Source organism: Cronobacter sakazakii, from assembly GCF_000982825.1.
GTDB lineage: Bacteria > Pseudomonadota > Gammaproteobacteria > Enterobacterales > Enterobacteriaceae > Cronobacter > Cronobacter sakazakii.
In genome coordinates this window covers 327,353-351,619 of the sequence record NZ_CP011047.1, presented here as the reverse complement: position 1 = coordinate 351,619, position 24,267 = coordinate 327,353, and the positions used below count along the sequence as shown (strand labels likewise).

At 56.3% G+C, this 24,267-nt stretch carries 25 protein-coding genes and 3 tRNA genes; 14 read left to right on the top strand and 14 right to left on the bottom strand.

Annotation, left to right across the window (positions count from 1 at the left end):
- Positions 1–36: 36 nt before the first annotated feature.
- Together CSK29544_RS01625 and CSK29544_RS01620 are read left to right on the top strand one after the other, a co-directional pair.
- Positions 37–1,830, top strand: coding sequence for a sensor domain-containing diguanylate cyclase (locus tag CSK29544_RS01625; RefSeq protein ID WP_007889313.1), 1,794 nt, complete (start codon positions 37–39; stop codon positions 1,828–1,830).
- A gap of 173 nt (positions 1,831–2,003) precedes the next feature.
- A complete protein-coding gene (locus CSK29544_RS01620) occupies positions 2,004–2,963 on the top strand; it encodes a GGDEF domain-containing protein (RefSeq protein WP_007889311.1) in 960 nt (319 codons plus the stop codon).
- Positions 2,964–2,972: 9 nt separating this feature from the next.
- Here the strand turns inward: CSK29544_RS01620 and opgB are convergent, their stop codons facing one another.
- The 7 genes from opgB to CSK29544_RS01585 form a co-directional block, all read right to left on the bottom strand.
- Positions 2,973–5,264, bottom strand: coding sequence for a phosphatidylglycerol--membrane-oligosaccharide glycerophosphotransferase (gene opgB, locus CSK29544_RS01615; RefSeq protein WP_029039375.1), 2,292 nt, complete (start codon positions 5,262–5,264; stop codon positions 2,973–2,975).
- A 367-nt stretch (positions 5,265–5,631) separates the two neighbouring features.
- Positions 5,632–6,369 (bottom strand): replicative helicase loader DnaC, encoded by a 738-nt coding sequence (dnaC, locus tag CSK29544_RS01610; protein WP_004386494.1) that lies wholly within the window; start codon positions 6,367–6,369, stop codon positions 5,632–5,634.
- 2 nt (positions 6,370–6,371) lie between these two features.
- A complete protein-coding gene (dnaT, locus tag CSK29544_RS01605) occupies positions 6,372–6,917 on the bottom strand; it encodes a primosomal protein DnaT (RefSeq protein WP_004386493.1) in 546 nt (181 codons plus the stop codon).
- Positions 6,918–7,139: 222 nt separating this feature from the next.
- The gene (locus CSK29544_RS01600) at positions 7,140–7,568 is read right to left on the bottom strand and encodes an organic hydroperoxide resistance protein (protein WP_004386492.1); all 429 of its coding nucleotides are present in this window, start codon (positions 7,566–7,568) and stop codon (positions 7,140–7,142) included.
- An 80-nt stretch (positions 7,569–7,648) separates the two neighbouring features.
- On the bottom strand, positions 7,649–8,101 hold the full coding sequence (locus tag CSK29544_RS01595; protein ID WP_029039374.1) for a MarR family winged helix-turn-helix transcriptional regulator: 453 nt from the start codon (positions 8,099–8,101) through the stop codon (positions 7,649–7,651).
- Between the two features lie 65 nt (positions 8,102–8,166).
- The gene (locus CSK29544_RS01590; protein WP_007889299.1) at positions 8,167–8,640 is read right to left on the bottom strand and encodes a threonine/serine exporter; all 474 of its coding nucleotides are present in this window, start codon (positions 8,638–8,640) and stop codon (positions 8,167–8,169) included.
- The gene (locus CSK29544_RS01585) at positions 8,631–9,407 is read right to left on the bottom strand and encodes a threonine/serine exporter family protein (protein ID WP_007889296.1); all 777 of its coding nucleotides are present in this window, start codon (positions 9,405–9,407) and stop codon (positions 8,631–8,633) included. Before CSK29544_RS01585 ends, CSK29544_RS01590 begins: the two co-directional genes overlap by 10 nt.
- A gap of 515 nt (positions 9,408–9,922) precedes the next feature.
- Between CSK29544_RS01585 and CSK29544_RS01580 the strand changes: the two genes are divergently transcribed.
- Both CSK29544_RS01580 and bglJ read left to right on the top strand, forming a co-directional pair.
- Entirely contained in the window at positions 9,923–10,639 is a 717-nt protein-coding gene (locus tag CSK29544_RS01580; protein WP_198248874.1) for a helix-turn-helix transcriptional regulator, read from the top strand.
- On the top strand, positions 10,603–11,256 hold the full coding sequence (gene bglJ, locus CSK29544_RS01575) for a DNA-binding transcriptional activator BglJ (RefSeq protein WP_004386486.1): 654 nt from the start codon (positions 10,603–10,605) through the stop codon (positions 11,254–11,256). The genes CSK29544_RS01580 and bglJ overlap by 37 nt, the downstream gene beginning before the upstream one ends.
- A 36-nt stretch (positions 11,257–11,292) precedes the next feature.
- Here bglJ and CSK29544_RS01570 read toward each other — a convergent pair whose 3' ends face one another.
- Positions 11,293–11,751, bottom strand: a complete 459-nt coding sequence (locus CSK29544_RS01570) for a YbaK/EbsC family protein (RefSeq protein WP_007866066.1) — start codon at positions 11,749–11,751, stop codon at positions 11,293–11,295.
- A 395-nt stretch (positions 11,752–12,146) separates the two neighbouring features.
- Between CSK29544_RS01570 and CSK29544_RS01565 the strand changes: the two genes are divergently transcribed.
- Positions 12,147–13,493, top strand: coding sequence for a PTS sugar transporter subunit IIC (locus CSK29544_RS01565; protein WP_007889287.1), 1,347 nt, complete (start codon positions 12,147–12,149; stop codon positions 13,491–13,493).
- A 28-nt stretch (positions 13,494–13,521) separates the two neighbouring features.
- On the opposite strand, the gene fhuF is transcribed toward CSK29544_RS01565, so the two are convergent.
- Both fhuF and CSK29544_RS01555 read right to left on the bottom strand, forming a co-directional pair.
- The gene (fhuF, locus tag CSK29544_RS01560; protein ID WP_007889279.1) at positions 13,522–14,310 is read right to left on the bottom strand and encodes a siderophore-iron reductase FhuF; all 789 of its coding nucleotides are present in this window, start codon (positions 14,308–14,310) and stop codon (positions 13,522–13,524) included.
- A 114-nt stretch (positions 14,311–14,424) separates the two neighbouring features.
- The gene (locus tag CSK29544_RS01555) at positions 14,425–15,492 is read right to left on the bottom strand and encodes a diguanylate cyclase (RefSeq protein ID WP_007889278.1); all 1,068 of its coding nucleotides are present in this window, start codon (positions 15,490–15,492) and stop codon (positions 14,425–14,427) included.
- Positions 15,493–15,688: 196 nt separating this feature from the next.
- Here CSK29544_RS01555 and CSK29544_RS01550 point away from each other — a divergent pair, with 196 nt between their 5' ends.
- Positions 15,689–15,970, top strand: a complete 282-nt coding sequence (locus CSK29544_RS01550) for a DUF1435 domain-containing protein (protein ID WP_007776369.1) — start codon at positions 15,689–15,691, stop codon at positions 15,968–15,970.
- A 79-nt stretch (positions 15,971–16,049) separates the two neighbouring features.
- Here the strand turns inward: CSK29544_RS01550 and CSK29544_RS01545 are convergent.
- From CSK29544_RS01545 to rsmC, 4 genes are all read right to left on the bottom strand, one after another.
- Positions 16,050–16,135, bottom strand: a tRNA-Leu gene (locus CSK29544_RS01545).
- A 30-nt stretch (positions 16,136–16,165) separates the two neighbouring features.
- A tRNA-Leu gene (locus CSK29544_RS01540) sits at positions 16,166–16,251 on the bottom strand.
- Positions 16,252–16,283: 32 nt separating this feature from the next.
- A tRNA-Leu gene (locus tag CSK29544_RS01535) sits at positions 16,284–16,369 on the bottom strand.
- A gap of 130 nt (positions 16,370–16,499) precedes the next feature.
- Positions 16,500–17,528 (bottom strand): 16S rRNA (guanine(1207)-N(2))-methyltransferase RsmC, encoded by a 1,029-nt coding sequence (gene rsmC, locus CSK29544_RS01530; RefSeq protein WP_007866053.1) that lies wholly within the window; start codon positions 17,526–17,528, stop codon positions 16,500–16,502.
- Positions 17,529–17,633: 105 nt separating this feature from the next.
- On the opposite strand from rsmC, the gene CSK29544_RS01525 reads away from it, so the two are divergent.
- The 8 genes from CSK29544_RS01525 (at position 17,634) to CSK29544_RS01495 (ending at position 24,176) form a co-directional block, all read left to right on the top strand.
- Positions 17,634–18,044 carry a DNA polymerase III subunit psi gene (locus CSK29544_RS01525; protein ID WP_007898273.1) on the top strand — a complete coding sequence of 137 codons (411 nt, stop codon included), beginning with the start codon at positions 17,634–17,636 and terminating at the stop codon, positions 18,042–18,044.
- A complete protein-coding gene (gene rimI, locus CSK29544_RS01520) occupies positions 18,019–18,456 on the top strand; it encodes a ribosomal protein S18-alanine N-acetyltransferase (RefSeq protein WP_007898270.1) in 438 nt (145 codons plus the stop codon). Before CSK29544_RS01525 ends, rimI begins: the two co-directional genes overlap by 26 nt.
- 20 nt (positions 18,457–18,476) lie before the next feature.
- Positions 18,477–19,154 (top strand): pyrimidine 5'-nucleotidase, encoded by a 678-nt coding sequence (gene yjjG / locus CSK29544_RS01515; RefSeq protein ID WP_007866037.1) that lies wholly within the window; start codon positions 18,477–18,479, stop codon positions 19,152–19,154.
- A 91-nt stretch (positions 19,155–19,245) separates the two neighbouring features.
- Positions 19,246–20,835, top strand: a complete 1,590-nt coding sequence (gene prfC, locus CSK29544_RS01510) for a peptide chain release factor 3 (protein ID WP_004386477.1) — start codon at positions 19,246–19,248, stop codon at positions 20,833–20,835.
- Positions 20,836–21,241: 406 nt separating this feature from the next.
- Positions 21,242–21,856, top strand: coding sequence for a molecular chaperone OsmY (gene osmY, locus CSK29544_RS01505; RefSeq protein WP_004386476.1), 615 nt, complete (start codon positions 21,242–21,244; stop codon positions 21,854–21,856).
- A 127-nt stretch (positions 21,857–21,983) separates the two neighbouring features.
- Positions 21,984–22,145, top strand: coding sequence for a DUF1328 domain-containing protein (locus tag CSK29544_RS22230; RefSeq protein WP_002437547.1), 162 nt, complete (start codon positions 21,984–21,986; stop codon positions 22,143–22,145).
- 115 nt (positions 22,146–22,260) lie between these two features.
- Positions 22,261–23,394, top strand: coding sequence for a patatin-like phospholipase family protein (locus CSK29544_RS01500; protein ID WP_007898255.1), 1,134 nt, complete (start codon positions 22,261–22,263; stop codon positions 23,392–23,394).
- A complete protein-coding gene (locus tag CSK29544_RS01495) occupies positions 23,391–24,176 on the top strand; it encodes a metal-dependent hydrolase (RefSeq protein WP_004386474.1) in 786 nt (261 codons plus the stop codon). Before CSK29544_RS01500 ends, CSK29544_RS01495 begins: the two co-directional genes overlap by 4 nt.
- Positions 24,177–24,267: the final 91 nt, after the last annotated feature.

Here is a 24,267-nt window from a genome sequence, read left to right as displayed (position 1 = left end):
CATCTTCGGCCCTCTTTTTAACGAACGGGATCCTCTGTGCGCATCGCAACGATGACTAACATTGCCTATGGCGCAACGGTAGCGCTCACCCTGATTTCCGGGGTCGTGCTGATGATGGCCTCCGGCGCCGACAAGGCGGAGCGGGCGGCTGTGCGCCAGAGCGCGGCATACGACAGCCTGACGGAAACGGTAGAACAGGAGACTTACGCGCTTACTGAGCTGGCGCGCGTTTACGTAGTGGATCGCAGGACGCAGGATCTGACGGCCTGGCAGGCGAAACGAGCGCAGGACAATAAAGATGAAGCGCATCTGGCGCGGCTGCGGGATCTGGGCGCTACGCCTGAGGAGTTAGAGCATCTGCGCCAGGGCATGACGGTGGCGCATGCGCTGGAGCAGGAGCAGGAGCAGCAGCAGGCGATGGACGCCGTAGCGCGCGGCGATAACGCACACGCGCTGCAACTGCTGTTTGGCGTGAATTATGAGCATGAGCTTGACCGGGTGGACCTGCAGTTCGCGCAATTTCGCAGCCTGCTTGATTATCGGACCGGCATGTCGATTAAGGCTGCGACCGAGGCCTCACAGCGGCTGCGCACGCTGTCGGAAATTATGGTCGGCCTCACCGCGCTGCTGTTTCTCTTTGTCCTCGGGTTTATTCTCAAACGCCGTATTTTGCGGCCGGTCGTAAAGCTGAGCGATGTGGTCAACCGGCTGGCGACGCAGGATTACGAAGTGGAAGCGCCGCTGCTGCAGCAGGTGGATGAGATTGGCGACATGGCGCAGGCTATCCATGTATTTCGCGAAAACGGGCTGGCGCGCCAGCGCCTTGAGCGGGAGCGCGATGCCGACTGGGCCATCCGGGGATTATTGTCACGCATGACCCAGCGGTTACAGGGGAGCGAATCACGCGGCGATATTATCGAGCTGGTCCGGCTGTTTGCACCGCAAATTGCGCCGGGGCTCGCGGGCAGGCTCTATGTGCTGGATACGCGCGATCATCTGATGGTGTGCGCCGCTCGCTGGCCTGAAAACGCTGGCGGCGACAGCGCGTTTACGCCGGACGAATGCTGGGCGCTGCGGCGCGGGCAGATGCACAGCCCTGACCGTGATCTGGTGGATATACCCTGCAAACATCTGCCGCCTGCCGCTGCCTTGCGGGCCATCTGCGTGCCGCTGATTGCCCAGAATGAAACCATCGGGCTGCTGTCGTTTGAAAAAATCAGCGAGGAGCTTGAGCCGCCTTACGTTTATCTGGAACTGATGGCCGAGACGCTGGCGCTGGCGCTCGCCAACCAGAAGCTGCGCGATGAGTTGACCGAAAAAGCGATGTTCGATTCGCTGACGGGCCTGCGCAACCGCTATCACCTGGAAGACGCGCTGTACGCCTGCATCAGTCAGGCGGAGATGACCGGCTCGCCGGTAAGCTGCCTGATGATTGATATCGATCACTTCAAATCGCTTAACGATCAGTACGGGCATGACGCGGGCGATGCGGTGCTGAAAGAAGTGGCGCGGACGATTCGCGCTGTGCCGGGCGAGACGGCGCAGGTGTTTCGCTACGGCGGCGAAGAGTTTCTGATGCTGCTGCCCGGTATGCCACAGGCGCAGGCTCATGCGCTGGCCACGCGTATTCTGACGCAGGTCAGTGAGTTATCGCTGCGCTATAACGGCCTGGAGATTGGCCCGGTGTCGGTCTCCATCGGCCTCGCCACCTGGCCCGATCACGCGCGGCGCGAGAGCCTGATAAAAAATGCCGATATTGCGCTTTATCTTGCCAAAGAGATGGGCCGCTCGCGCATCGTGGTGGCGAACCGGCTGAAGCCGAGCGCCTGACGGCGCGGCGGCGCAACGGCTGCAAATAGGGGGCTGGTCATCAGCGGCACCGGCTGCCATGTCGCAAATCGCCCGTTTTTCCTCCTATACTCATCCGTTTACCTCAATATATTTTCTGGCAGAATGCTTCCCTTACACTGGCGGGCGCGCTGCTACTGACGCGGAGGCGGAACATGAAATTTCCTGGTATCCCTGAAAACGAAGAAGCGCGGCTGAAGTCGCTGTATATGATGGATCTGCTTGATACCAGGGATGACGAGCGTTTTGAGCGCCTGACGCGGGTGGCGAAAAAACTGTTCCGGGTGCCGGTGGCGCTGATTAGCCTGCTCGATCGCAACCGTCAGTGGCTGCTGGCCTGCCAGGGACTGAACACGCGCGAAACCACGCGCGACGTCTCATTTTGCGGGCACGCGATTTTGCAGGAAGGGCCGTTTATCGTAAATGACGCCCGCCTGGATGAGCGTTTTCACGATAATCCGTTGGTCACCGGCGAGCCGTTTATCCGTTTTTATGCAGGTTACCCGGTGCGGCTGCCGGATGGCGCGGTGGTCGGCACGCTTTGTATTATCGACGGCACGCCGCGCGATTTCAGCGATGATGATATTGCGACGCTGAAAGACCTGGCGTTTATCGTTGAAGATGAGTTTCACGTGATTAGCATGGCGATGACCGACAGCCTGACCGGTATTCCGAACCGCCGCGGCTTTTACCGTAGCGGCGAGCGGCGTTTTCGTGCCCTGAAGGAGAATCCCGAGCCGTTCAGCATTCTCTATTTCGATCTCGACCGCTTTAAGCCGATTAACGATTTGTGGGGCCACGCGGAAGGCGATGAGGTGCTGAAAGTGTTCGCCAGCCAGTTGCGAGAGCATCTGGGCCCGAAAGATATCGCCGGGCGGCTGGGTGGCGATGAGTTCGCGGTACTCCTGGCCCGGGAAAGCGACACGCAGCCGTTTCTGAACAATCTGCGCGCGAGCCTGGACGCGCATAACCAGCGCGCCGGTAAGCCTTATAACATCAACTACTCGTACGGAATGCTGCATCGCGATTCGGGCAATTACGACTCTTTGCTTGAGATGATCAAAGAGAGCGACAACGTGATGTATTCCGAGAAGCGCAGAAAGCGGATCGGCTAACGAGCGGGATCACCCGCTCGCGTTAATGACCTTAATGGACACCATGCCGATGCCGAGACGGCGCGGCGAGTGACCAAGAATGTTGCCCTCGTTGGTTGACTGCGGCTCCGGCGGCACAATCACCAGCGTGTTGCTGCGCGTCGGGTTTTCGAAATGCAGCGTGGTGGTGGAGACCTCGTTGCCGAGCGTCAGCGTCTGTTCGCTCTCGCCCACCTTCACGGGCACCGGTTTCCCGGCGTTCGGGCCAAACGCTTTGGCGGTGATGACTAAATCGAATTTCTCCGGCAGGGGCTGGTTATATTCGATTTTCACTTCTTCGCCGAGCTGCGCGTTGGACCAGCGGCCCCAGGATTCCGGGCGTGAAATGCCGGAGAACTGTTTGACCTCTTCCGGCGCGCCCGCCACGTTAAAGATAAAACTGTCGGCCTGATAGCGGATGTCGTTATCCATCACTTTGAGCGTCTCGACGTTACGCTGGTAGCGTGCCGTGTCGATAACCGTATCGCGAAACGCCGCTTTGCCCTGCCAGGTGGCTTTATCCACCCGCTGCACTTTTTGCTCGCCGCCGAGCTGCCCCTGCGAGACGCAGTAGTCAGTGGAGAGCGCCAGCGCAGGTGCCCAGAGGCGCGCCATTTTGTAGCAGTTATCCACCCACAGGAAGTTATCGCGCGGGGCGAAATCCGCCAGCTGGAAGCGCAGCGGCGCGGAGTATTCACTCTCCGGCAGCGGTTCGATACGTTTATCCGACACGCGCAGCAGCAGCGGCAGGCGGAAATGGCTTCCGGAGAAGGCGATGGTCTGTTTTTGCGTGTCGACCGTGAAGTTGTCTATTTTCGACGGGAATTTCCACAGGCTGATGATATCGGGCTTCCACGCCAGCACTTTTGATTTCATGTTCAGAAACACGGTCGAGAGCGACTGGCCGGAAAGACTGCTGCGCCCGAGCCCCAGGAAGTTGTCGCCGCCCAGCACATCGAGCACTGTCGCGCCGTTATCCATTGTATTGCGTTTCACCGCCAGCACGTCCTGCTGCGGCTGATCGCCTCGCAGAATAAAGAACAGGTTATTACGATCCTGCTTGCTGAGATATTTATAGGCGGTGTTGTTCATCGCCAGATGATCCGACGACACAACGATGACCGTATTTTTGAAATACGGCGACGCTTTGATTTTGTTAATAAACGCCGCGATATGCTGCTGGCTACAGGTGACCGCGCTGAAAGACTGGTTCGGTTTGCCTTCAAACGAGTAGCTCTTTCGCGTACAGGTGCGCGAGACGAAACCGTCCGGGTGGTGCGTGTCGACCGTCAGCGTAAAGAGCGAGAAGCGTTTGCCCGCTTTTGAGAGCTCTTCATATTTTTTCCACGCCTGGTCCAGCACCGTGTCGTCGTAAAAGCCCCAGTCGTTGCGATAGGTTGGGTCCGCTACCGTGTTTTTCAGCTCTTCGGCCCCGTAGAGATGATCGAAACCGTGGGATTTGAGGAATACGTCTTTTCCGGCAAAGCGCAGGTTAGCACCCTGGATGAAGTAGTTCTCATAGCCGGAGTTTTTGAGGATATCGCCCAGGCAGACGTTCTGCGGGAAGAAGCTCGACATCGAGGCAGACGCGTTGCCCTCAAAGGGCGCAAAAAGCGGAATGCCGCACTGCGAGGCGACCATACCCGCGATGGTGTAATCGGTGCCGGGCAACTGCGCGGTATGGCTGAAATCGATGCCTTCGTTTTTCAGCGCGCCCAGCTCCGGTGTCAGGTTCGGGAACGCCTGATCGTCAAAATAGGTGCGCTCCAGGCTTTCGCCGTAGATGTAAACGAGATTGAGCTGTGGATTGTCGATACGCTTTTGCGGCTCTTTATAGTACGCCGCAAAGTCGGGATCGCCCTCTGCGGTCTGGGATTTCACCAGTTCGGTTATCTGGCGAAACGCCGGGCTGGCGTCCACCGAGGCGAGCGCCAGCAGCAGCGCCACGAAGCTGTAGCCGAAGTGATAAGGCAGATGGCGGCGACGGCGCAAAATCCATGTCAGCAGGCCAAAGACCGCGAGCAGCACTGCGACCAGCCCGACACCAGGCAGGATGTATTTGCTGACGCCCGCGCCGGTGAGACTGTTGGTCAGCGTGTAGAGCACCGCGTCATTGATGCCATCGCCGGTAAAATAGTTGCTGGCAAGCAGCGTCAGATTCAGGATAACAAACAGCCCTAACACCACCAGAGTGGCGATAAACCACCAGGTGTTACGGCCCGCCTTGAAGGCGTAAATCGCCACGGAGGCGATAAAGAAAAGTATGGAAAGCCACTCTGACAACACTACATCCTCGCAGCGAAGGCGCCATGCCCGTTAGGTTAAACTGCTTTTTTAACACCGAAATATAACGCTACTGTCATACTGGTACCATTTTAGCGTCATCTTTTTATGGAGCAGTTCAGATAAGGTTTAGATATACGGAATTATGAGCAGCGTCTCATCGCCTGTGGCGCGGGGATAGCGTCGGGCAAGGCCAGAAAATAGGTGTTTAGTAATACACTGTGAGCGGAAACGCTAAAAAGCGGATTCTTTTATGAAAATTTTATGACGGCGCAGATTTCACTGCAGAGGCGCAAAAGTAAAGCGAGACGGCAGGGAAGGGGAAGTGTCGGGGCGCAGAAAACGCGCCCCGTAAAAAGTGCGGAGTTTAGTACTCTTTACCCGTGACGCGGCTGCGGTAGCTGTCCCAGTTGAAATTCACCCACAGGCTGTTGCCAAGGCGCATACGATCCATCACGCGCTCGCCGAGAAGCTTGGTCATCTCTTCCATGTTCTGGTTGGTCAGCATGCCGGTGGGGCGCTTAGAGGACGAGCGACGATCCACCAGCTGGTTGATGATCACTTTCTCGTAGCGCGACTCACTCTGCATACCGATCTCGTCGATCACCAGCAGATCGACGCTGCTCAGATCTTTTAAAAGCTGCTCTTCGCTGGTTTCGCGGTTGCCGAACGTGTCTTTCATGGCGGACATGATATCGGCGACGGTAATGATCATCACCGATTTGCCGCGCAGCAGCAGTTCATTACAGATCGCGGCGGCAAGATGGTTCTTGCCGGTGCCCGGTTTACCGGCGAAAACAAAGCTCGCGATGTTGCCGTCAAAAGCGTCGACATACTGGCGCGCTTTGTTGACGGCGTTCATCTGCCCGTCGTTTTCAACACGATAGTTATCGAACGAACAGTTCTGATGCAGCGGGCGAATGCCAGAGCGGTTGAAGGTGCGCTGCATTTTCATCGCGCGGTTTTCGCGCTCGATGGCCTCTGAGCGAATTCGCCCCTGCTCCTGCTGCCAGGCGATAAGCTCTTCGCCGGTTTTAAAGGCCGGCTTGACGTCAGGCGGCATCAGCCGCTTCAGGCGCATCATCAGATCAGTGACGTTTTTCATTGTTACCCTCGAAAGCCGTCAGGAATATGGTCGTCCGGCTGCGCGATGGCGTTTACATCGCGCCGCGTTGATGACGTAAAGGTGGCGCGGTTCATCTGAATACTGCGCGCCAGCTTCTGCTGCCATTGGATGTGGTGGAAGACTTTGCCTTCCGCCTGCCAGTAAGCGACAAACGAGGCCAGCTCTTCGCTGGTGACCGGCTGGGCCAGCGGAATGCCCCAGAGCGCGGCCATACGCTGAAACTCGGGGTCGGGCTGCCAGCCCGGATACATGGCGAATTTGCCCATCGGCACCGGCACGGGCTGGGCGACGTCGTTTCCTTCGTCGAAAAATTGCGCTTCCAGCGCGACATCGGAGCGGGGCGCGGCGAGCTGTTTTTCCAGCGCCAGCAGTTCCGCCATGCGCGCCGGCGTCACGGCATAAAATGCGGGCGCATTGTTATCAAACACCGCCACGGCCCCACGTTCGGCGTGCGCCAGCGCGCTGCCGGGATTGCGCCGGAAGGCGTCAATATCAACGACATCAGGGGTCAGGATTCTGGAAGACATAAAACGTTCTCAATCAAAGCGTTATCAGACACTGGCGCGAAAATCGCCAGCAGAGACGATAATTCCTTCATAGTAGCATAGTCAGAGGCGGGGTTTGAGCTTATTGGCGCATGGGATCGCACGTAAAAAAAAGAGCGCGCCATGATATCTGGCGCGCTCCGCGTCCCCTGGTGAGGGCAGTTTCGTTTTTTATTTTAAGCTTCCCCGTTAGCGGGGATAGCGTCAGGCAATGATATTCAGAGTGACGTCGATGTTGCCACGGGTCGCGTTAGAGTACGGGCAGACGATATGCGCCGCATCGACCAGTTTCTGCGCTTCTGCCGCGTCCATCCCCGGCAGGTGAATATTCAGCTTCGCTTCGATACCAAAACCGGTCGGCAGTGGGCCGATCCCGACTTCGCCTTCAATAAACGCGTCTTTCGGCATCGCGATTTTGTCGCGGGCGGAGACAAATTTCATCGCGCCCAGGAAGCAGGCGGAGTAGCCTGCGGCAAACAGCTGTTCCGGGTTGGTGACATCGCCGCCCATGCCGCCCATCTCTTTCGGTACGCCAAGCTTTACATCCAGCACGCCGTCAGAAGAAGTGGCGCGGCCGTCGCGGCCTCCGGTGGCTTTGGCTTTGGCGCGGTAGATGACGTTTTCTAAAGACATGTAATATTCCTTATTTAAGTTTTAGGCGATTTAATCGTGCGCTACTTATTTGGTGCTTTCACGCCATCCGAAGATGGCGCTTACGACTGATTCAGATTATGGCGTAATGCTTCAAGCTGATCTTTCAGATCCAGCAAAGTCTCTTTGTCGCACGCGGTGGCGCAGAGCACCGAGCCCGGTATGTTGTGGGCTTCGGCCTTGAGCTGCCGGCCTGCGTCGGTGAGCGTGACGATCACTTGTCGTTCATCCTGACGCGAACGCTGGCGCATCAGCAGCCCCGCGGTTTCCATCCGCTTTAACAGCGGCGTCAGCGTGGCGGAATCCAGATAGAGTCGCTCGCCAATCTCAGAAACGGTCACGTCGTCCTTCTCCCACAGCACCAGCATCACCAGATATTGCGGGTACGTCAGCCCGAGCGGTGTCAGTAGCTGGCGGTAAATTTTATGTAGCGCCAGGTTTGTCGAGTAAAGCGCGAAGCAGAGCTGATTGTCTAAGCCCAGCGAGAGCCCGTCGTGTTGTTGTGTCGTCTTCATGCTTTCAATATAGATAGTGCACGATTTAATTGCAAGCCAGGTTTTATCTTTTGCTTTGATAGTCGTTATACGCGCGGACGTTTTCGATAGAGCCACAGGCCGGGCAGCGACAGCCCGATAGAGAGCGCGCCAACGGTGGACGCGGCTTTAAGGAAGTTGGTCACCAGCGAAATCATCAAGGCATCGGTATAGCCGAAGTGGCTGATCTTCACGGCGGATATCATGGCCGAATAGGCCGAGATGCCTGGGAACATCGGGATCACCGCGGCAACGGTAAATACTTTCGGGTGCGCCAGATACCAGCGCGACCATTGAATGCCGATGCAGCCGACCAGCATTGCCGCGAGAAACGTGCCCCATTCGATATTCAGCCCCATCATTATCATGACGGTGCGCGAACCGTGACCGACCGCGCCCAGCAGCGCGCACCAGGGCAGGGCGCGGCGCGGCACGTTAAACACCATTGCAAAGCCCGCCGCCGGAATCGCGGAAAGCAGCATATCTTCCAGCATCAGCGTAATGATACGAATTATATCCATCCCCGCAGCCCCCATAACGCCATCGCCATAATCACGCCAATGCAGGTGGCGAGCGTCAACATACTCGCCATCGCCCAGCGGGCAAGGCCGGTATTCACGTGGCCTTTAAACATATCGGCCACTGCATTGATAAGCGGAAACCCCGGCACCAGCAGCAGGACGCTCGCGGCCATCGCCACGGTGGACGCGCCTGCGAATGGCGGCAGCGCCAGCAGCAGACCAGAGACGGTGGTCGCCACAAAGGCCGTCAGACAGAAGTTAATTTGCGGGTGCAGATGGCGCTGCGTCAGCGTCTGGCGCACATACATCGCCAGGGTGCTCGCGATAAACGTCACCAGCGCGCCGTCCCAGCCGCCATTATTCATTTTGCAAAAGCAGGCGCAGGAGAGCCCGACCATCAGCACCACCTGCCAGCGCGGGTAACGCAGCGGTTTTAATTGCGAAAAGCGTTTCGCGACGTCGTGCCGGTCCAGCAGCTTATGTTCAGTCATAATGACGATGTGCTGGACTTCGGTCACCATGTGCATGTTGATGCCGCGATCGATGTTTTTTCGTGTCGTCGTCAGGCAGTGATTATCTTTTATCGTGGTCAGCACAATGGCGTTAGCGGAGATAGAACTCTCCACGCTGTCCATGCCCAGCGCGCGGCCAAGCCGGGTAGTGAGTTCTTCAATCAGCGCGCTCTCCGCGCCATGCTGCAATAAAAACAGCCCGCACTGAATACACAAGCGGGTCACGTCCCGCTGCGCTAAAGCATCCGCTTCCATATTCGGTCCTGGTGAGAATAGGCGTGGGTGTCAGATGTCCATTATTACCATGCGCCGCCAGGCGCAGCCGTGGCGGTAGATCAAGATTGCTGCATTTTTCGGCGTGGCTTCAGGCGGTTTGTGAGTGCGGGTAGCCAATCTCGTTCCGCAGAAAACAATCGAGGCGGGTGCTGTTATCACAGTTAATTAATGTCGTACTGGCGGAGCCACCAAATTAATTAAACAGGTATTTATATTGTGTCTATAAATAGACATTTTTTATCTTTTTACTATGAGAATATCCTTTAAACCGAGGTGGCGTATTTTTAGCCTTGTTTGTCGTTGACAGTAAAATAAAGGGTTCATAGAATGCCGATGTTTTGTCGGGCAGAAAATTCTTTATGTCCACTTATATACATTATCTGCTAACGCAGTCTGCGTTTTTTTCTTGATTTAGATTTTGAAATTTATTTTTACGTTATTACATAAGCTGGTTTTGAAATTTGTTTGGCCGGAAGGATATAACCGGAGGAAATATGTTACCAGGACGTTGCAAACTAGGCATTATCATTAGCCAAACCCCCGTGATGCATACCGGGCTGGAGACCATTATGCGTCACCATTTTCCGGAAACCGAACTTTATCACTACAACAGCAGCGCAGAAATAACGCTGCCGCTACTAAACCCCATCGACATGGTGCTGGCAGAACTGCCCTGCGCGCCAGAGGATGCCCGTCGCGAGTGCGAAGCGTATTACTCCCTGGTGGCGCAAGCGCCAGGCGTACACTGGATTTTTCTTGTGCCTGCGGCCTCATTCAATATGGCGGTGCAGTTACTGATGCGCCCCGAGACCACGCTGCTTTCAACGGCGGAACCGGTGGAAGGTGTCGTTAATGCTGTACGACTTGGCCGTGAAAAAGCCGAGAGGGTCAGCCAGATGTTAGTCACGCCGCGCCAGGCGCAGGAAAAAGAGCCGGCGTCCAGCGTGATGCTTACTACGTCGGAAAAACAGGTATTACGGTTGCTCGGTAAAGGCTGGGGAATAAATCAAATCGCCCAGATGCTGAAAAAAAGTAATAAAACCATCAGCGCGCAGAAAAACAGTGCCATGCGACGCTTATCTCTGCGCGGCAATGCTGAAATGTATGCATGGATAAGCAGCTTACAGGGATTAAAGGAATTAAATTTGCTTTCATTACATAAGGAACAGGCTGAATGGAACACGGAGTCGAAAAACGAAACATTGCGCTAATCGAAAAATGCGTAATGAGCGGCGAAGGAATACGTTCGCTGCTACAGGGAAATAATTCGACGTCATGCCGCCTGGAAATATTTTCCGACCATCATGCGTTTATTGAGGCACTGACGAAACGGAATTTTTCCGCCGTTATCTTTTCGCTTGAAGGTACGCGCGAGCACCGGCGCGACTGTCTGCAGTTCGTCAGTGAGATGGCGAAAGCCTGGCCGCGTATGAAGCGTATTGTGATGGTAAATAACGTCAATGAGGCAAAACTGATAAGCCAGCTTTCTCCGACGCCACTGCAGGGGATTATTGATAAGTCGGAAACGCTGGCGCGCTTTACGGATGAACTGATGTCCGCGATGAGCGACTCCATTCGTGTGAGCGAATCGCCTAATAAAATCTGGTATGCCACGCAGGGATCGCGACTGCTGAGCCCGACCGAGCGGATTATCCTGCGCTACCTGACGGACGGCTATTCGGTGTCGCAAATTGCCAGCCGTCTGGAGCGCAATATCAAAACCATCCGCGCGCATAAATTTAACGCCATGCTGAAGCTCGGCGTGCATACCGATGCCGGATTGCTGAATGCGGCGGATATTCTTCTGCACCGGGCAGGCTTATTTTAAGCCTGCGGTAGAGGCGTTATCGCGTTACGCGCACACTTACAGACACACATCCACCCACTGCGCCTGGGTCAGCTCTGCCAGGCGAGTGGGCGAAATACGCACCGCGCTGTGAATCGCGCCTGCTGCGGGCAGCACTTCGTCATACTGACGCAGTGAGATGTCGCAGTAGACTGCCAGCGCGTTTTCCAGCCCGAACGGGCAGACGCCGCCAACCGGGTGGCCGGTCCAGGTCACCACTTCATCACTGCTGAGCATTCGCGCTTTCGCACCGAATGTGTTTTTTAGCTTCTTGTTATCAAGCCGCGCGTCGCCTTTGGCGACCACCAGAATCACCTCATCTTTCACTTTCAGCGAGAGCGTTTTGGCTATCTGACCGGGTTCAACCTGATGGGCAGCGGCGGCCAGCGCGACGGTGGCGGTGCTTTGGTTAAGTTCAATGATTTCAATATCGGGGGCGTTTTCGACAAAAAATTGTCGCACGGATTCCAGACTCATTTATTTCTCCTGAAAATAGCTGTCTTAATCTGGCATACCGCACCAGGTTTTGTAAATTAGCGGAAAAGCGCTTTTCTGTGGCCATCCGGTGTTTTCTGGATCTCCTTCACAATCAAAGAAACCGGTTACTGTAACCGGTTGCAGAGCGACCATCGCGGATTAATACTGGTGATGTAACCTCCCTCTGTAACCAATAATAAGAGCCGTGTATGAAACCTTTCTTTTTCAGTTACGCCGCTGGCAAGGCAGTCAGACACTGTTGCAGCCCGGAAGATTTCACTGCGCAGGAAGCAGAGCGACACACCTGGTTACGGTTTTCAGTTCAATGGATTATGGGATGATGCGCGACGGCCGCTCGCCGCGTATTCACGTTGATTGCCTGACAGGAGACCGCCATGTCTGCCAACCATGCTGCCTTTAATGTGATATTTCGCTTTGTTGAAAACTATGTCAGCCCGATAGCTTCGCGCATTTCCGCGCAGCGCCACGTGATGGCGATCCGCGACGGGTTTATCTCCGCCATGCCGTTTATGATTGTCGGTTCGTTTTTACTGGTGTTTGCCTATCCGCCGTTTTCACCCGACACCACACTGGGTTTTGCCCGTGCGTGGCTGGATCTGGCGAAGCAGTTTGAGGGGCAGATTCTCACGCCGTTTGATATGACGATGGGGATCATGTCTATTTATATCTGCGCGGCCATCGCCTATAACCTCGGCAAGCACTATGTGAAGTCGCATCAACTGGATCCTTTCATGTGTGCGATGCTGTCGCTGATGGCATTCATGCTGGTGGCTGCGCCGAAAACCAAAGGGACGCTACCGGTAGACAGCCTCGGCGGCACGGGTATTTTCACGGCGATTCTGGTGGCGATTTACTGCGTGGAGATGATGCGTTTTCTGAAAGCGCATAACATCGGCATACGCCTGCCGGAACAGGTGCCGCCGATGATCAAAAACTCTTTCGATCTGTTGATCCCGGTACTGGTCGTCGTGCTGACGCTGTATCCGCTGAGCCTGTTAATTCAGTCGCAGTTCGACCTTCTGATCCCACAGGCGATCATGGCTATCTTTAAACCGCTGGTGTCGGCGGCCGATTCGCTGCCCGCCATTCTGTTAGCGGTGCTGATTGCCCATCTGCTGTGGTTTGCAGGCATTCACGGCGCGGCGATTGTCTCCGGTATGCTGCAGATGTTCTGGCTGACCAACCTCGGGCTTAACCAGACGGCACTGGCGCAGAGCGCGCCGCTGCCGCATATTTTTATGGAAGCGTTCTGGACCTTCTTTATTGTAATTGGCGGTTCCGGGGCGACAATGGGGCTGGTGTTCTGTTATCTGCGTAGCCGCTCCGCGCATCTTCGCTCGATAGGACGGCTCAGCGTAGTGCCCAGTATTTTCAACATCAATGAACCGGTGATTTTCGGCACGCCGATAGTAATGAACCCGGTTTTCTTTATTCCATTCCTGCTGGCCCCAATGCTGAACGCGGTGCTGGCATGGGCGGCGATGAAATTTGATTTAATTGGCCGTGTGATTTCTGTCGTGCCGTGGACCGCACCAGCGCCGGTTGGCGCGGCCTGGGCGCTGGGCTGGGATTTCCGCGCCGCGCTGCTGGTGATTGTGCTGGCGGTGGTCTCGGCCATCATTTACTTCCCGTTCTTTAAAGTCTACGAGAAGCAGTTGCTGGCACAGGAAGCGGAAGAGGCGCTGAAGGAGGCGCAGGGCGCGGGTGAACAGGCCGCGTGATGAAAACGGCGGGGAAACCCGCCGTTAACTATTTCAGCGTACAGTTGCCGCACTGCTGCACGTCAGGCAGCTTGTAGCGCTGGCAGCAGGTGCGGCGCACCAGTAGCCCTTCGCGCATAACGACGGTACGAAACAGCGGATTTTCCTCGCCATTAAGCAGTGTCTTTTCGAAAAAACAGCTCTGGCGCAGCGCGCTGACGGTCTCGTCGCCGAGCCACTCGCGCCATTCGCCAAAACACCAGTTAATAAGATAACCGGTGTTACTCCAGATAAGCTTGCCGTTGATATCACCGGAGGTTTCCAGCGCCTCAACGACCGGCGTTATGACCTCCAGCACCAGCTTTTCCAGCCGCTCGCGCGCGGAAAGCGCGGTTGCGCGCGCATCTTCTTTAACGGTCAGATAAAAGCAGGCCGCGCGGCCCGTTTCGTGAAACTCAACGGCGAGATTCTCTTCGTTCAAATCCAGCGCCTGCGGCTGCGTCAACAGCGCCAGCATCAGCGGCGGCACGAGTAACCCGAGATACCACTGCGCCCAGAGCGATTTCAGCGGCTTATTTTCACGTACCGCGTGCGGCTGATTGCGATAAATATGATCAGAGTAGAGCGCCATTAATGTGGCGAGCGTCGCGGGCTGCGTCCATTCGCGAAAGGAGAGCGCTGCAGAGGGCGGCGTTTCATCCAGCTTCATAATGTCGTGAAAATGCGCGCGGTGCGTCGTAAACGCGTCGCGCAGGCGCAACGCCAGCGTCGATGGCGAACGAGGCAGCGGGGCGCGCCAGAGTAATTCATCAACAGAATGAAGAGAGCGATAAGCCATAGCGTCTGTGAATAGCAAATCTAAATGATAATGATTGCCAATCCTAACTATAGGCAGAAACGAGTGCAAGCAGTTTGACCAGAAAACCGGCGCACCGCAGCGCGCCGACGGTATTCACGCGGCGCGCAGGGCGTCGTGATAAAGGATGTGATTGCGACCCTGATTTTTGGCGGCGTAAAGCGCTTCATCGGCGCGGCGCAGCGCATCTTCGATGTCGTCGTTTTCCAGCGGCGCGATGCCGATGCTCAGCGTGACGTTGGTTGCCACACTCTCGTTGAAAATATGAGGAATGCGCAAATCATACACCCGCTGGCGAATGCGCTCGGCGGTAAGTCGTGCGCTCTTTTCATCCGCCTGCGTCAGGAGCACCATAAATTCCTCACCGCCGTAGCGGGTAACGATATCCCGCGAGCGCACGGCATCGCGGATCGCCGCTGACACCCGTGTCAGCGCCTGATCGCCCATCATATGGCCGTAGTGGTCGTTATAGGCTTTGAAATGGTCGATATCCATCAGCAGAACAAACCGCTGCCCGGCGTCTGGCGAGAGGTTAGCGAAGCGGTTTTCAAAGCCGCGGCGGTTACAAAGGCCGGTAAGTGGGTCCATCATACTGAGATCGTTGAGCGTCGCTTTTTCGTCTATCAGCGTCTGCACCATTTGCCGCGCGAGAATATCGTTGTGCCTGCCAATGAAATGCTGAATAACCAGTCCCATTAACGGTACGGTCAGCGTAAAAGCATAAAACACAGGAGGCTGGACGTTATCAAGCCACAGGATCGTCGAGATTATTGGCAGGCAAAAAGCGATACCTGGCCCGGGCATATTGATAAATGACAGCGCCGCAATAAACAGCGCGCCGAGCAAAGAAATAAGCAGGCACGTGCCATCATGAAACACGCACCATGGGCTTTTCAGCCAGAGATTGACTGACCATAACGCGCCTGTCAGTAGCGCTGTCAGCGTAATTGCTTTCAGGCTGAATGTGCGCGTCCACGCGTGCAGCAGAAGGGCACCGCAGAGCGCAATCATGCTAAACGCTGCCCAGGGAATATGCGGGTAAGGAGAGAGCGGATCCACGAGATTAAACAGCGCGGAAAAGAGATTAAGAAACAGAAAGCATTTCAGTGAGAGCTGATATTTTTTTTCCGTCAGGGCTCGCCAGTTATTTGCAGTCATATCCATTGTGACTTATTTAGCGCTATCAGATTTTTATAAAAGCCTGATAAAACAGAGGCTTATTATACCGCGAAACAGGGAGTAAGAATTTTCTTAACCAGGGCGGCTAATTTATCACCTTCATTCGGATATGTCATTAGCTCTTAACTGAAGTAAAGCAGCGCTAAACTCATAATTGCTGACAAATGAGAATTAATATCATATGATATTGTTTATCATTATCGATACGAGAGGCGAAACGATGTTGTACAGGCGACTGGAAAGTGGTTGGGCCGTCATTTTGCCGGGTGCGGTGGTCGCGATGCTGGCCTGGAAGGAGCTGAGCTGGGAAGCGTGGCGGGTCATTATTGTACTGGCGCTGCTGGCGACCATCGGCATGCTGTATCATCCGCGTCTGCGGCACTATGTGTTGCTGCCATCCTGCATCGCTTTCGCCAGCGGATTAATGCTGATCGTGTCGCATTTGCATCTGGCGCTGAATTAAAGCAGTACGAAAAATCGTAGAGAAATAACAGGGAATCACGACGAGGAAAAACAGAGGAAATCAGAAGTGATAAAAGAAGTGGTGCGAGGGGGGGGACTTGAACCCCCACGTCCGAAGGACACTAACACCTGAAGCTAGCGCGTCTACCAATTCCGCCACCTTCGCACTGTCTCTTTTATCGTATCGCCATCGCATTGGTGCGAGGGGGGGGACTTGAACCCCCACGTCCGAAGGACACTAACACCTGAAGCTAGCGCGTCTACCAATTCCGCCACCTTCGCGCAGTGCGAGCGATACTTTCTTGCGTGGTCTTTGGTGCGAGGGGGGGGACTTGAACCCCCACGTCCGAAGGACACTAACACCTGAAGCTAGCGCGTCTACCAATTCCGCCACCTTCGCATACCAGCAATACCGGGAAGTATTGCAACCACGGAGGCGCATTCTAGATGTTTTCTGGACTTCGTCAACACTTAATTGCATGCCGCTTTTCCAAATGATGCAAAAAGCGGCATTCGACGCGTGAATACGCTTAACGCTTCGCGTTGCGACCCATTACCGCGCGATAGACCTTAAAGCGCCCGGTCTGCGCCAGCACTTCGTGGTTGCCGAAGGTTTCGTCCAGCACGTTGGGATACGGCAGAAACGCGTTCGCCACAATACGCAGCTCGCCGCCGATATTCAGGTGGCGCACAGCGCTGCGAATCAGCGTTTGCGCGGCTTCAAAACTGGTCTCCATGCCATCGTGGAACGGCGGGTTGGAGATAATCATATCGAAGCGGCCTTTGATTTCTGAAAAGACGTTGCTTGCAACCACTTCACCTTCAAAGCCGTTCGCGGCGAGCGTCGCGCGGCTCGCTTCCACCGCTGGCGCGCTCACGTCGCACAGGGTCAGACGCACTTTCGGCGAATGGCTCGCCAGCACCGCGGCCAGCACGCCCGCGCCGCAACCCACGTCCAGCACTTTGCCTTTGGTATGCGGCGAGAGGGTAGAGAGCAGCAGATCGCTACCAACATCCAGCCCGTCGCGGCTGAAGACGCCCGGCAGGGTTTTGATGGTCAGATCGTCGACCTGGTATTCGCCCCACCAGCCGTCGGCATTGAATTCCGGCTGTTTTTCAAGGCGACCGTGATACAGCCCGCAGCGGCGCGCGCTGTCGACTTTATTAAGCGGGCAGTACGCTTCCAGCATTGCTTCGGCGCTGCGCACGCCGCTGCGGTTTTCGCCGACCACGAAAACATCGGTACCGACCGGCAGCAGCGACAGCAGGTTCATCAGCTGGAACTGGGCTTCCGGTTTGTTTTTCGGCCAGTAGTAGATCAGGGTATCGCTGTCCGCCACGATTTCGGCGTCGGCCACCAGACCATAGCGCGCGTTATCGCCCATCGGCTTGCTCAGCACCTGCCAGTGGTGGAACTGCTGCGTATGCGCGCGGCTTTGCGCGGTGTCAAAACGCGCCGGCAGGTCATCCTGCATATCGCCGGCAAACAGAACGCGGCTTTCGGTAAAATCATCACTGTGGCGCAGCAGAACTTCGCTTGCCGGGGAAAAACCAGACATGAAACACTCCTTCGGAAACTTGAGGAGCGATTATAGTGGTTTGTTGGCGCATGTTCGACGGATTTGCTATATTTGCGGCCCTTCGGCACTGATTCAGGCATTCCTATGACATCCCGACGAGACTGGCGATTACAGCAACTGGGCATTACCCAGTGGGTATTGCGTCGCCCCGCCGCGCTGCTGGGTGAAATTGCCATTGTGCTGCCTTCTCATATTCGCCTGGTCATGGTGACCGCCGAGCCGCCGCCGCTCACGCATCCCTTTATAAAAGATGTGCTGCGCGCGCTGGCGCTTGATGCCGACCAGGTGATGCAGTTAACCCCCGATCGCGTGGCGATGCTGCATGACGCCCACTGCAACAGCTGGTGTCTGGGCGTGGATGCGCCACCTGAGCTGCCCGGTGCCCGGCTGGTGACGCCGGGGCTGGAAACGTTACAGCGCAGCGGCCCGGCGCGCGCCGATCTCTGGCAACAAATTTGCGAGCACGAAGATGATTTCCTTACTGCAGAGCGCTGATCTGCCGGCGGCTTTCGCGATTGAACAGCGGGCGCATGCCTTTCCCTGGAGCGAAAAAACCTTTGCCAGCAACCAGGGCGAGCGCTACCTGAACCTGCGTCTGGATGTCGATGGCAAAATGGCCGCGTTCGCGATTACCCAGGTCGTGCTGGATGAAGCCACGCTGTTTAATATCGCGGTCGACCCGGCGTTTCAGCGCCGCGGGCTGGGCCGCGCGCTGCTGGAACATCTTATCGAGGCGCTTGAGGCGCGCGGCGTGCTGACGCTGTGGCTCGAAGTGCGCGCCTCCAACCACGCGGCGCGTGCGCTTTATGAAAGCATGGGCTTTAACGAGGCGACGATTCGCCGCAACTATTACCCGACGTCCGACGGGCGCGAAGACGCCATCATCATGGCGCTACCGTTGGGCTGATAATCAAGAAAGGTGACGTAATGAAGTGGGACTGGATTCTTTTTGACGCTGACGAAACGCTGTTTACTTTCGACGCCTTTGGCGGCCTGCAGCGCATGTTCCTGGACTACAGCGTGACGTTCACCGAGCAGGATTTTCACGAATATCAGGCCGTGAATAAACCGCTGTGGGTCGATTACCAGAACGGCGCTATCAGCGCGTTACAGTTGCAGCACCAGCGTTTTCAGGGCTGGGCTGACCGTCTGAGCGTGCCGGCAGGCGATCTGAACAGCGCCTTTTTGAACGCGATGGCGGAGATCTGCGCGCCGCTGCCGGGTGCCGCGTCGCTGCTGGCGTCGCTTAAGGGTAAAGTCAAACTGGGCATCATTACCAACGGCTTTACGGCGCTGCAGCAGATCCGTCTTGAGCGCACCGGTTTTCGCGACTATTTTGATTTACTGGTTATCTCCGAACAGGTCGGCGTGGCGAAACCCGCCCCGGAAATCTTCGACTATGCGCTGGAGAAAATGGGCAACCCCGATCGCTCCCGCGTGCTGATGGTGGGCGACACGGCGGAATCCGATATTCTGGGCGGCATCAACGCGGGGCTCGCGACCTGCTGGCTCAACCACCACGGACGCACGCTGCCGGAAGATATCGCCCCGACCTGGCAGGTCACCTCGTTAAGCGAACTGGAGCAACTGCTGTGTAAACAATGATTGTCTGACCCTGGCAGATGGGTAAAATAGCCGCATTTTTCGCTCACTCGCCGCGTGGCGCCTGGCCGCGCGCTTACACAGAAGATTGATTATGACGTTGTCTCCTTATTTGCAAGAGGTGGCCAAGCGCCGCACTTTTGCCATTATCTCGCACCCGGACGCCGGTAAAACGACGATCACTGAAAAGGTGCTGCTGTTCGGACAGGCGATTCAGGTCGCCGGTACGGTAAAAGGCCGCGGCTCCAGCCAGCACGCGAAATCGGACTGGATGGAGATGGAAAAGCAGCGCGGGATTTCTATTACCACCTCCGTGATGCAGTTCCCTTACCATGACTGTCTCGTTAACCTGCTGGATACCCCCGGCCACGAAGACTTCTCGGAAGATACCTACCGCACGCTGACGGCGGTGGACTGCTGCCTGATGGTTATAGACGCCGCGAAAGGCGTTGAGGATCGCACCCGTAAGCTGATGGAAGTTACCCGTCTGCGCGACACGCCGATCCTGACCTTTATGAACAAACTCGACCGTGACATCCGCGATCCAATGGAGCTGCTGGATGAAGTGGAAAACGAGCTGAAAATCGCCTGTGCGCCGATCACCTGGCCGATTGGCTGCGGCAAACTCTTTAAAGGCGTTTACCACCTTTATAATGACGAAACCTACCTGTACCAGACCGGTCAGGGCCATACCATTCAGGAAGTCCGCATCGTTAAAGGGCTGGACAACCCGGAGCTGGATCAGGCCGTGGGCGACGAGCTGGCCGCGCAGCTGCGCGACGAGCTGGAGCTGGTGAAAGGCGCTTCGCATGAGTTTGACCGCGAGCTGTTCCTGAGCGGTGAAATCACGCCGGTGTTCTTCGGGACCGCGCTTGGCAACTTCGGCGTTGACCATATGCTGGATGGTCTGGTGGAGTGGGCACCTGCGCCGATGCCGCGCCAGACCGATGGCCGCGTGGTGGAAGCGAGCGAAGAGAAGTTCTCCGGTTTCGTGTTTAAAATTCAGGCCAACATGGACCCGAAACACCGCGACCGCGTGGCATTTATGCGCGTGGTGTCCGGTAAATATGAAAAAGGCATGAAGCTGCGCCAGGTGCGTACCGGTAAAGATGTGGTTATCTCCGACGCGCTGACCTTTATGGCGGGCGACCGTTCGCATGTCGAAGAAGCGTATCCTGGCGATATCATCGGCCTGCACAACCACGGCACGATTCAGATCGGCGACACCTTCACGCAGGGTGAAAGCATGAAGTTCACCGGTATCCCGAACTTCGCCCCGGAACTGTTCCGCCGTATCCGCCTGAAAGATCCGCTCAAGCAGAAACAGCTGCTGAAAGGGCTGGTTCAGCTCTCAGAAGAGGGCGCGGTGCAGGTGTTCCGTCCGCTCTCCAACAACGATCTGATCGTTGGCGCGGTGGGTGTGCTGCAGTTTGATGTTGTTATGTCGCGCCTTAAGAGCGAATACAGCGTTGAGGCGATTTACGAATCGGTCAACGTGGCGACGGCCCGTTGGGTGGAATGCGACGACGCGAAGAAATTCGAAGAGTTCAAGCGTAAGAACGAGGTTCAGCTGGCGCTGGATGGCGGCGACAACCTGACGTATATCGCCCCGACCATGGTCAACCTTAACCTCACGCAGGAGCGTTACCCGGACGTCACCTTCCGTAAAACGCGCGAGCACTAATCCCCTTCAGGACGCGGCAAAGCCGCGTCCTGCCTCGTTTCCCCGCCTTTTTTCCGCCATGCGGAATGTTCTTAAATTCCTGCTTTCTCAGCTGTTTTGGCGATTTTTCCCGCCGTTGCCCAGGCGTTTTTGCGAAGCTGATCTATATTTAACAATGTGATGACAACGTCGTCGGGATGAAATGCCGCTAAGCGCTTCTCATCCGGTGATTCATCATCATAAACGTTATTATTGCCATATTAATAACTGAGTTCTCGCAACGCGACGGCTGTCTGACTGACCCTCTGACGATGCCTTGCCGGCGCGGCGCGAATAACTCATCAGCGGTGCTTATGCCTGCTGTTAGGAAAGCCGCTGACGTGGCGGCTTGCGGCTCAAATTCTGAGCAAACTACAGGAACGAATCGATGAACAAGACTAAGATTTCAAAAACTCTGCTGGCTGTTGTATTGGGTTCTGTCATGGCGTCCTCTTCTGCATTCGCAGAGAACTCCGCCGTTGAAAGCACCAAATCTACCGCGGATAGCGCAGGGCAAAAAATCGATAGCTCTATGAATAAAGTCGGTAACTTCATGGACGATAGCGCCATCACCGCTAAAGTTAAAGCGGCGCTGGTAGATGACGAACAGATTAAGAGCACCGACATCTCTGTTAAAACCGAGAAAAGCGTTGTAACGCTGAGCGGCTTTGTTGAAAGCCAGGCTCAGGCCGAGGAAGCGGTGAAAATCGCCAAAGGCGTTGAAGGCGTTACTTCTGTCAGCGACAAGCTGCACGTACGCGACGGTAAAGACAAGTCGGTGAAAGGTTATGCGGGTGACGCGGCCACCACCAGCGAAATCAAAGCGAAACTGCTGGCGGATGACATCGTTCCTTCGCGTAATGTGAAAGTCGAAACCACCGACGGTGTGGTGCAGCTTTCCGGTCACGTCGAGTCTGAAAAACAGTCTCAGCGCGCTGAAAGCATCGCAAAAGCAGTTGATGGCGTGAAAAGCGTCAAAAACGATCTAAAAGTGAAGTCGTAACAGGCAAGCCCCTCTCCCGGTTTGCGCCGGGAGGGAAGGTAAGCACTATCAGCTGGATGACACCGCCAGTGGACGCTGCGTTCATTAAGAAGCGGTATAAAGATTAACTATGGTAAAGGAGAGTCTTATGTTTCGTTGGGGCATTATCTTTCTGGTTATCGCGTTGATTGCGGCCGCTCTGGGCTTTGGTGGCCTGGCAGGTACCGCAGCAGGCGCAGCGAAAATCGTATTTGTTGTGGGTATTATTCTGTTCCTGGTTAGCCTTTTTATGGGCCGTCGACGCCCATAGTGTGATAAAAAGATAACTGACAGACGGCAAAGCCAGTCCCTGTGACTGGCTTTGCTGGTTTATGGCACCGAAAAACGTTCGCGCGGCGCGCGACGGATAACAACAGGAAAGCAGGGTGGGACAACGTATTCCCGTAACGCCGGGCAGCATAGCGCCGCTGGCGGTGAAACCGTTTCGTCCCGGTAAGCTGGCTATCGTCTGTGAAGGTGGCGGTCAGCGCGGGATCTTTACTGCCGGCGTGCTGGACGAATTCATGCGCGCGCAATTCAACCCGTTCGACTTCTTTCTCGGCACCTCTGCCGGGGCGCAAAACCTCTCAGCCTACGTCTGTAACCAGCCTGGTTACGCCCGGCGCGTTATTACCCGCTTTACCACCTCTCGCGATTTCTTTGACCCGGTGCGCTTTGTACGCGGCGGTAATCTTATCGATCTCGACTGGCTGACCGAGGCCACGTCTGCGCGTATGCCGCTCAATATGGGCAACGCGATGCGGCTGTTTGACGACGGCAAAGCGTTTTATATGTGCGCCTGCCGCCGTGATGACTATTCGCCTGGCTATTTCGCGCCGCAGGAGAACAACTGGCTGGAGATTGTTCGCGCCTCCAGCGCCATTCCGGGTTTTTACCGGCCTGGCGTCGATATCGACGGCGTAAACTATTTTGACGGCGGCGTGAGCGATGCGATCCCGGTGCGCGAGGCGGCGCGCCTCGGTGCCACGACGCTTGTCGTTATCCGCACCGTACCGTCGCAGATGTACTACACGCCGCAGTGGTTTAAGCGTATGGAACGCTGGTTGACCGACAGCAGCCTGCAGCCTCTGCTCAATCTGGTGCAGCACCACGAAAAAACCTACCGCGAGATTCAGGAATTTATCGAAAACCCGCCTGGCAAACTGCGCGTTTTTGAAATCTCGCCGCCCCGCGCGCTGACCAGCATGGCGCTCGGCAGCCGTCTTCCGGCGCTGATGGAAGATTACAAACTGGGGCGTCTGTGCGGGCGCTATTTCCTGGCCACCGTCGGCAAACTGCTGGTGAACAAACCGCCGCTGCGCCGTTACGGTACGCGCCCTGTGCTGCCGGTGGCTGAACCGGCCGCGGTTGCCGCGGCGGCTGAGGTGCTGGCGCCTGTCATACCGGAAACGACCATCGTGGTGCCGCCGGCGACCGTTGCCAACGACGCGCTGGACGCGCCGCTGGTCAAAACCGAGCAGGCGAACGACGCGACGTTCAGCGATGAGGATCTGGCATGACGCGGCGCTTCATCGACACCCACTGCCATTTCGATTTCCCGCCGTTTACCGGCACCGAGGCTGAAAGCCTGGCGCAGGCGGCGTCGGCAGGCGTTGAGCACATCATTGTGCCTGCGGTGGAAGCCGCGCGCTTCGCGACGGTACTGGAGCTTGCCGCGCGCTATCCGGCGCTGTGGGCGGCCATCGGTTTGCATCCGATTGTCATCGGCAACCATAACGACGCGAGCCTCGCGCTGCTGGAGCATCATCTGCAACAGCAGGCGGACAAACTGGTGGCGATAGGCGAGATCGGGCTTGACCTCTATATGGAAAACCCGCTGTTTGAGCGCCAGGAAGCGATACTCGACGCCCAGTTGCGGCTTGCGAAACGCTATGATCTGCCGGTGATCCTGCACTCGCGCCGCACGCACGATAAGCTCGCGATGCATCTTAAGCGCCATGCGCTGCCCTGTACCGGCGTGGTGCACGGCTTCGCGGGCAGCCTGCAACAGGCGCAGCGCTTCGTGGATCTCGGCTACCGCATCGGCGTCGGCGGCACGATTACCTACCCGCGCGCGCAAAAGACGCGCGACGTCATCGCGAAGCTGCCGCTGTCTGCGCTGCTGCTGGAAACTGACGCGCCCGATATGCCGCTGAACGGCTGGCAGGGGCAACCAAACCGGCCCGAGCGCGTTAACGGCGTGTTTGACGTTCTCTGCGAACTGCGCCCCGAGCCGCCGGATGTTATCGCTCATACCCTCTTTGAAAACACCCGCGCGCTGTTTCCGCGCCTCAAAATGTGACCCACTGTCCACGCTTGTTTAAAAAAGCGTAAAGCGTCTGGATTTCAACAGATTCCCTGTCGTTAAATCGCGCCGCCTGCCTGCGCGGGAC

Coding starts and splice junctions, on each gene's coding strand:
- CSK29544_RS01555 (WP_007889278.1), bottom strand. CDS start 15,492: ATGGATATGACTGCAAATAACTGGCGAGCCCTGACGGAAAAAAAATAT.
- rimI (WP_007898270.1), top strand. CDS start 18,019: ATGATTTCCTTACTGCAGAGCGCTGATCTGCCGGCGGCTTTCGCGATT.
- CSK29544_RS01585 (WP_007889296.1), bottom strand. CDS start 9,407: ATGGAAGCGGATGCTTTAGCGCAGCGGGACGTGACCCGCTTGTGTATT.
- CSK29544_RS01495 (WP_004386474.1), top strand. CDS start 23,391: ATGACGCGGCGCTTCATCGACACCCACTGCCATTTCGATTTCCCGCCG.
- CSK29544_RS01600 (WP_004386492.1), bottom strand. CDS start 7,568: ATGTCTTTAGAAAACGTCATCTACCGCGCCAAAGCCAAAGCCACCGGA.
- rsmC (WP_007866053.1), bottom strand. CDS start 17,528: ATGTCTGGTTTTTCCCCGGCAAGCGAAGTTCTGCTGCGCCACAGTGAT.
- bglJ (WP_004386486.1), top strand. CDS start 10,603: ATGGAACACGGAGTCGAAAAACGAAACATTGCGCTAATCGAAAAATGC.
- CSK29544_RS01525 (WP_007898273.1), top strand. CDS start 17,634: ATGACATCCCGACGAGACTGGCGATTACAGCAACTGGGCATTACCCAG.
- osmY (WP_004386476.1), top strand. CDS start 21,242: ATGAACAAGACTAAGATTTCAAAAACTCTGCTGGCTGTTGTATTGGGT.
- CSK29544_RS01565 (WP_007889287.1), top strand. CDS start 12,147: ATGTCTGCCAACCATGCTGCCTTTAATGTGATATTTCGCTTTGTTGAA.
- dnaC (WP_004386494.1), bottom strand. CDS start 6,369: ATGAAAAACGTCACTGATCTGATGATGCGCCTGAAGCGGCTGATGCCG.
- CSK29544_RS01595 (WP_029039374.1), bottom strand. CDS start 8,101: ATGAAGACGACACAACAACACGACGGGCTCTCGCTGGGCTTAGACAAT.
- yjjG (WP_007866037.1), top strand. CDS start 18,477: ATGAAGTGGGACTGGATTCTTTTTGACGCTGACGAAACGCTGTTTACT.
- fhuF (WP_007889279.1), bottom strand. CDS start 14,310: ATGGCTTATCGCTCTCTTCATTCTGTTGATGAATTACTCTGGCGCGCC.
- dnaT (WP_004386493.1), bottom strand. CDS start 6,917: ATGTCTTCCAGAATCCTGACCCCTGATGTCGTTGATATTGACGCCTTC.
- CSK29544_RS01590 (WP_007889299.1), bottom strand. CDS start 8,640: ATGGATATAATTCGTATCATTACGCTGATGCTGGAAGATATGCTGCTT.
- CSK29544_RS22230 (WP_002437547.1), top strand. CDS start 21,984: ATGTTTCGTTGGGGCATTATCTTTCTGGTTATCGCGTTGATTGCGGCC.
- CSK29544_RS01620 (WP_007889311.1), top strand. CDS start 2,004: ATGAAATTTCCTGGTATCCCTGAAAACGAAGAAGCGCGGCTGAAGTCG.
- prfC (WP_004386477.1), top strand. CDS start 19,246: ATGACGTTGTCTCCTTATTTGCAAGAGGTGGCCAAGCGCCGCACTTTT.
- CSK29544_RS01570 (WP_007866066.1), bottom strand. CDS start 11,751: ATGAGTCTGGAATCCGTGCGACAATTTTTTGTCGAAAACGCCCCCGAT.
- CSK29544_RS01580 (WP_198248874.1), top strand. CDS start 9,923: ATGTTACCAGGACGTTGCAAACTAGGCATTATCATTAGCCAAACCCCC.
- CSK29544_RS01550 (WP_007776369.1), top strand. CDS start 15,689: ATGATATTGTTTATCATTATCGATACGAGAGGCGAAACGATGTTGTAC.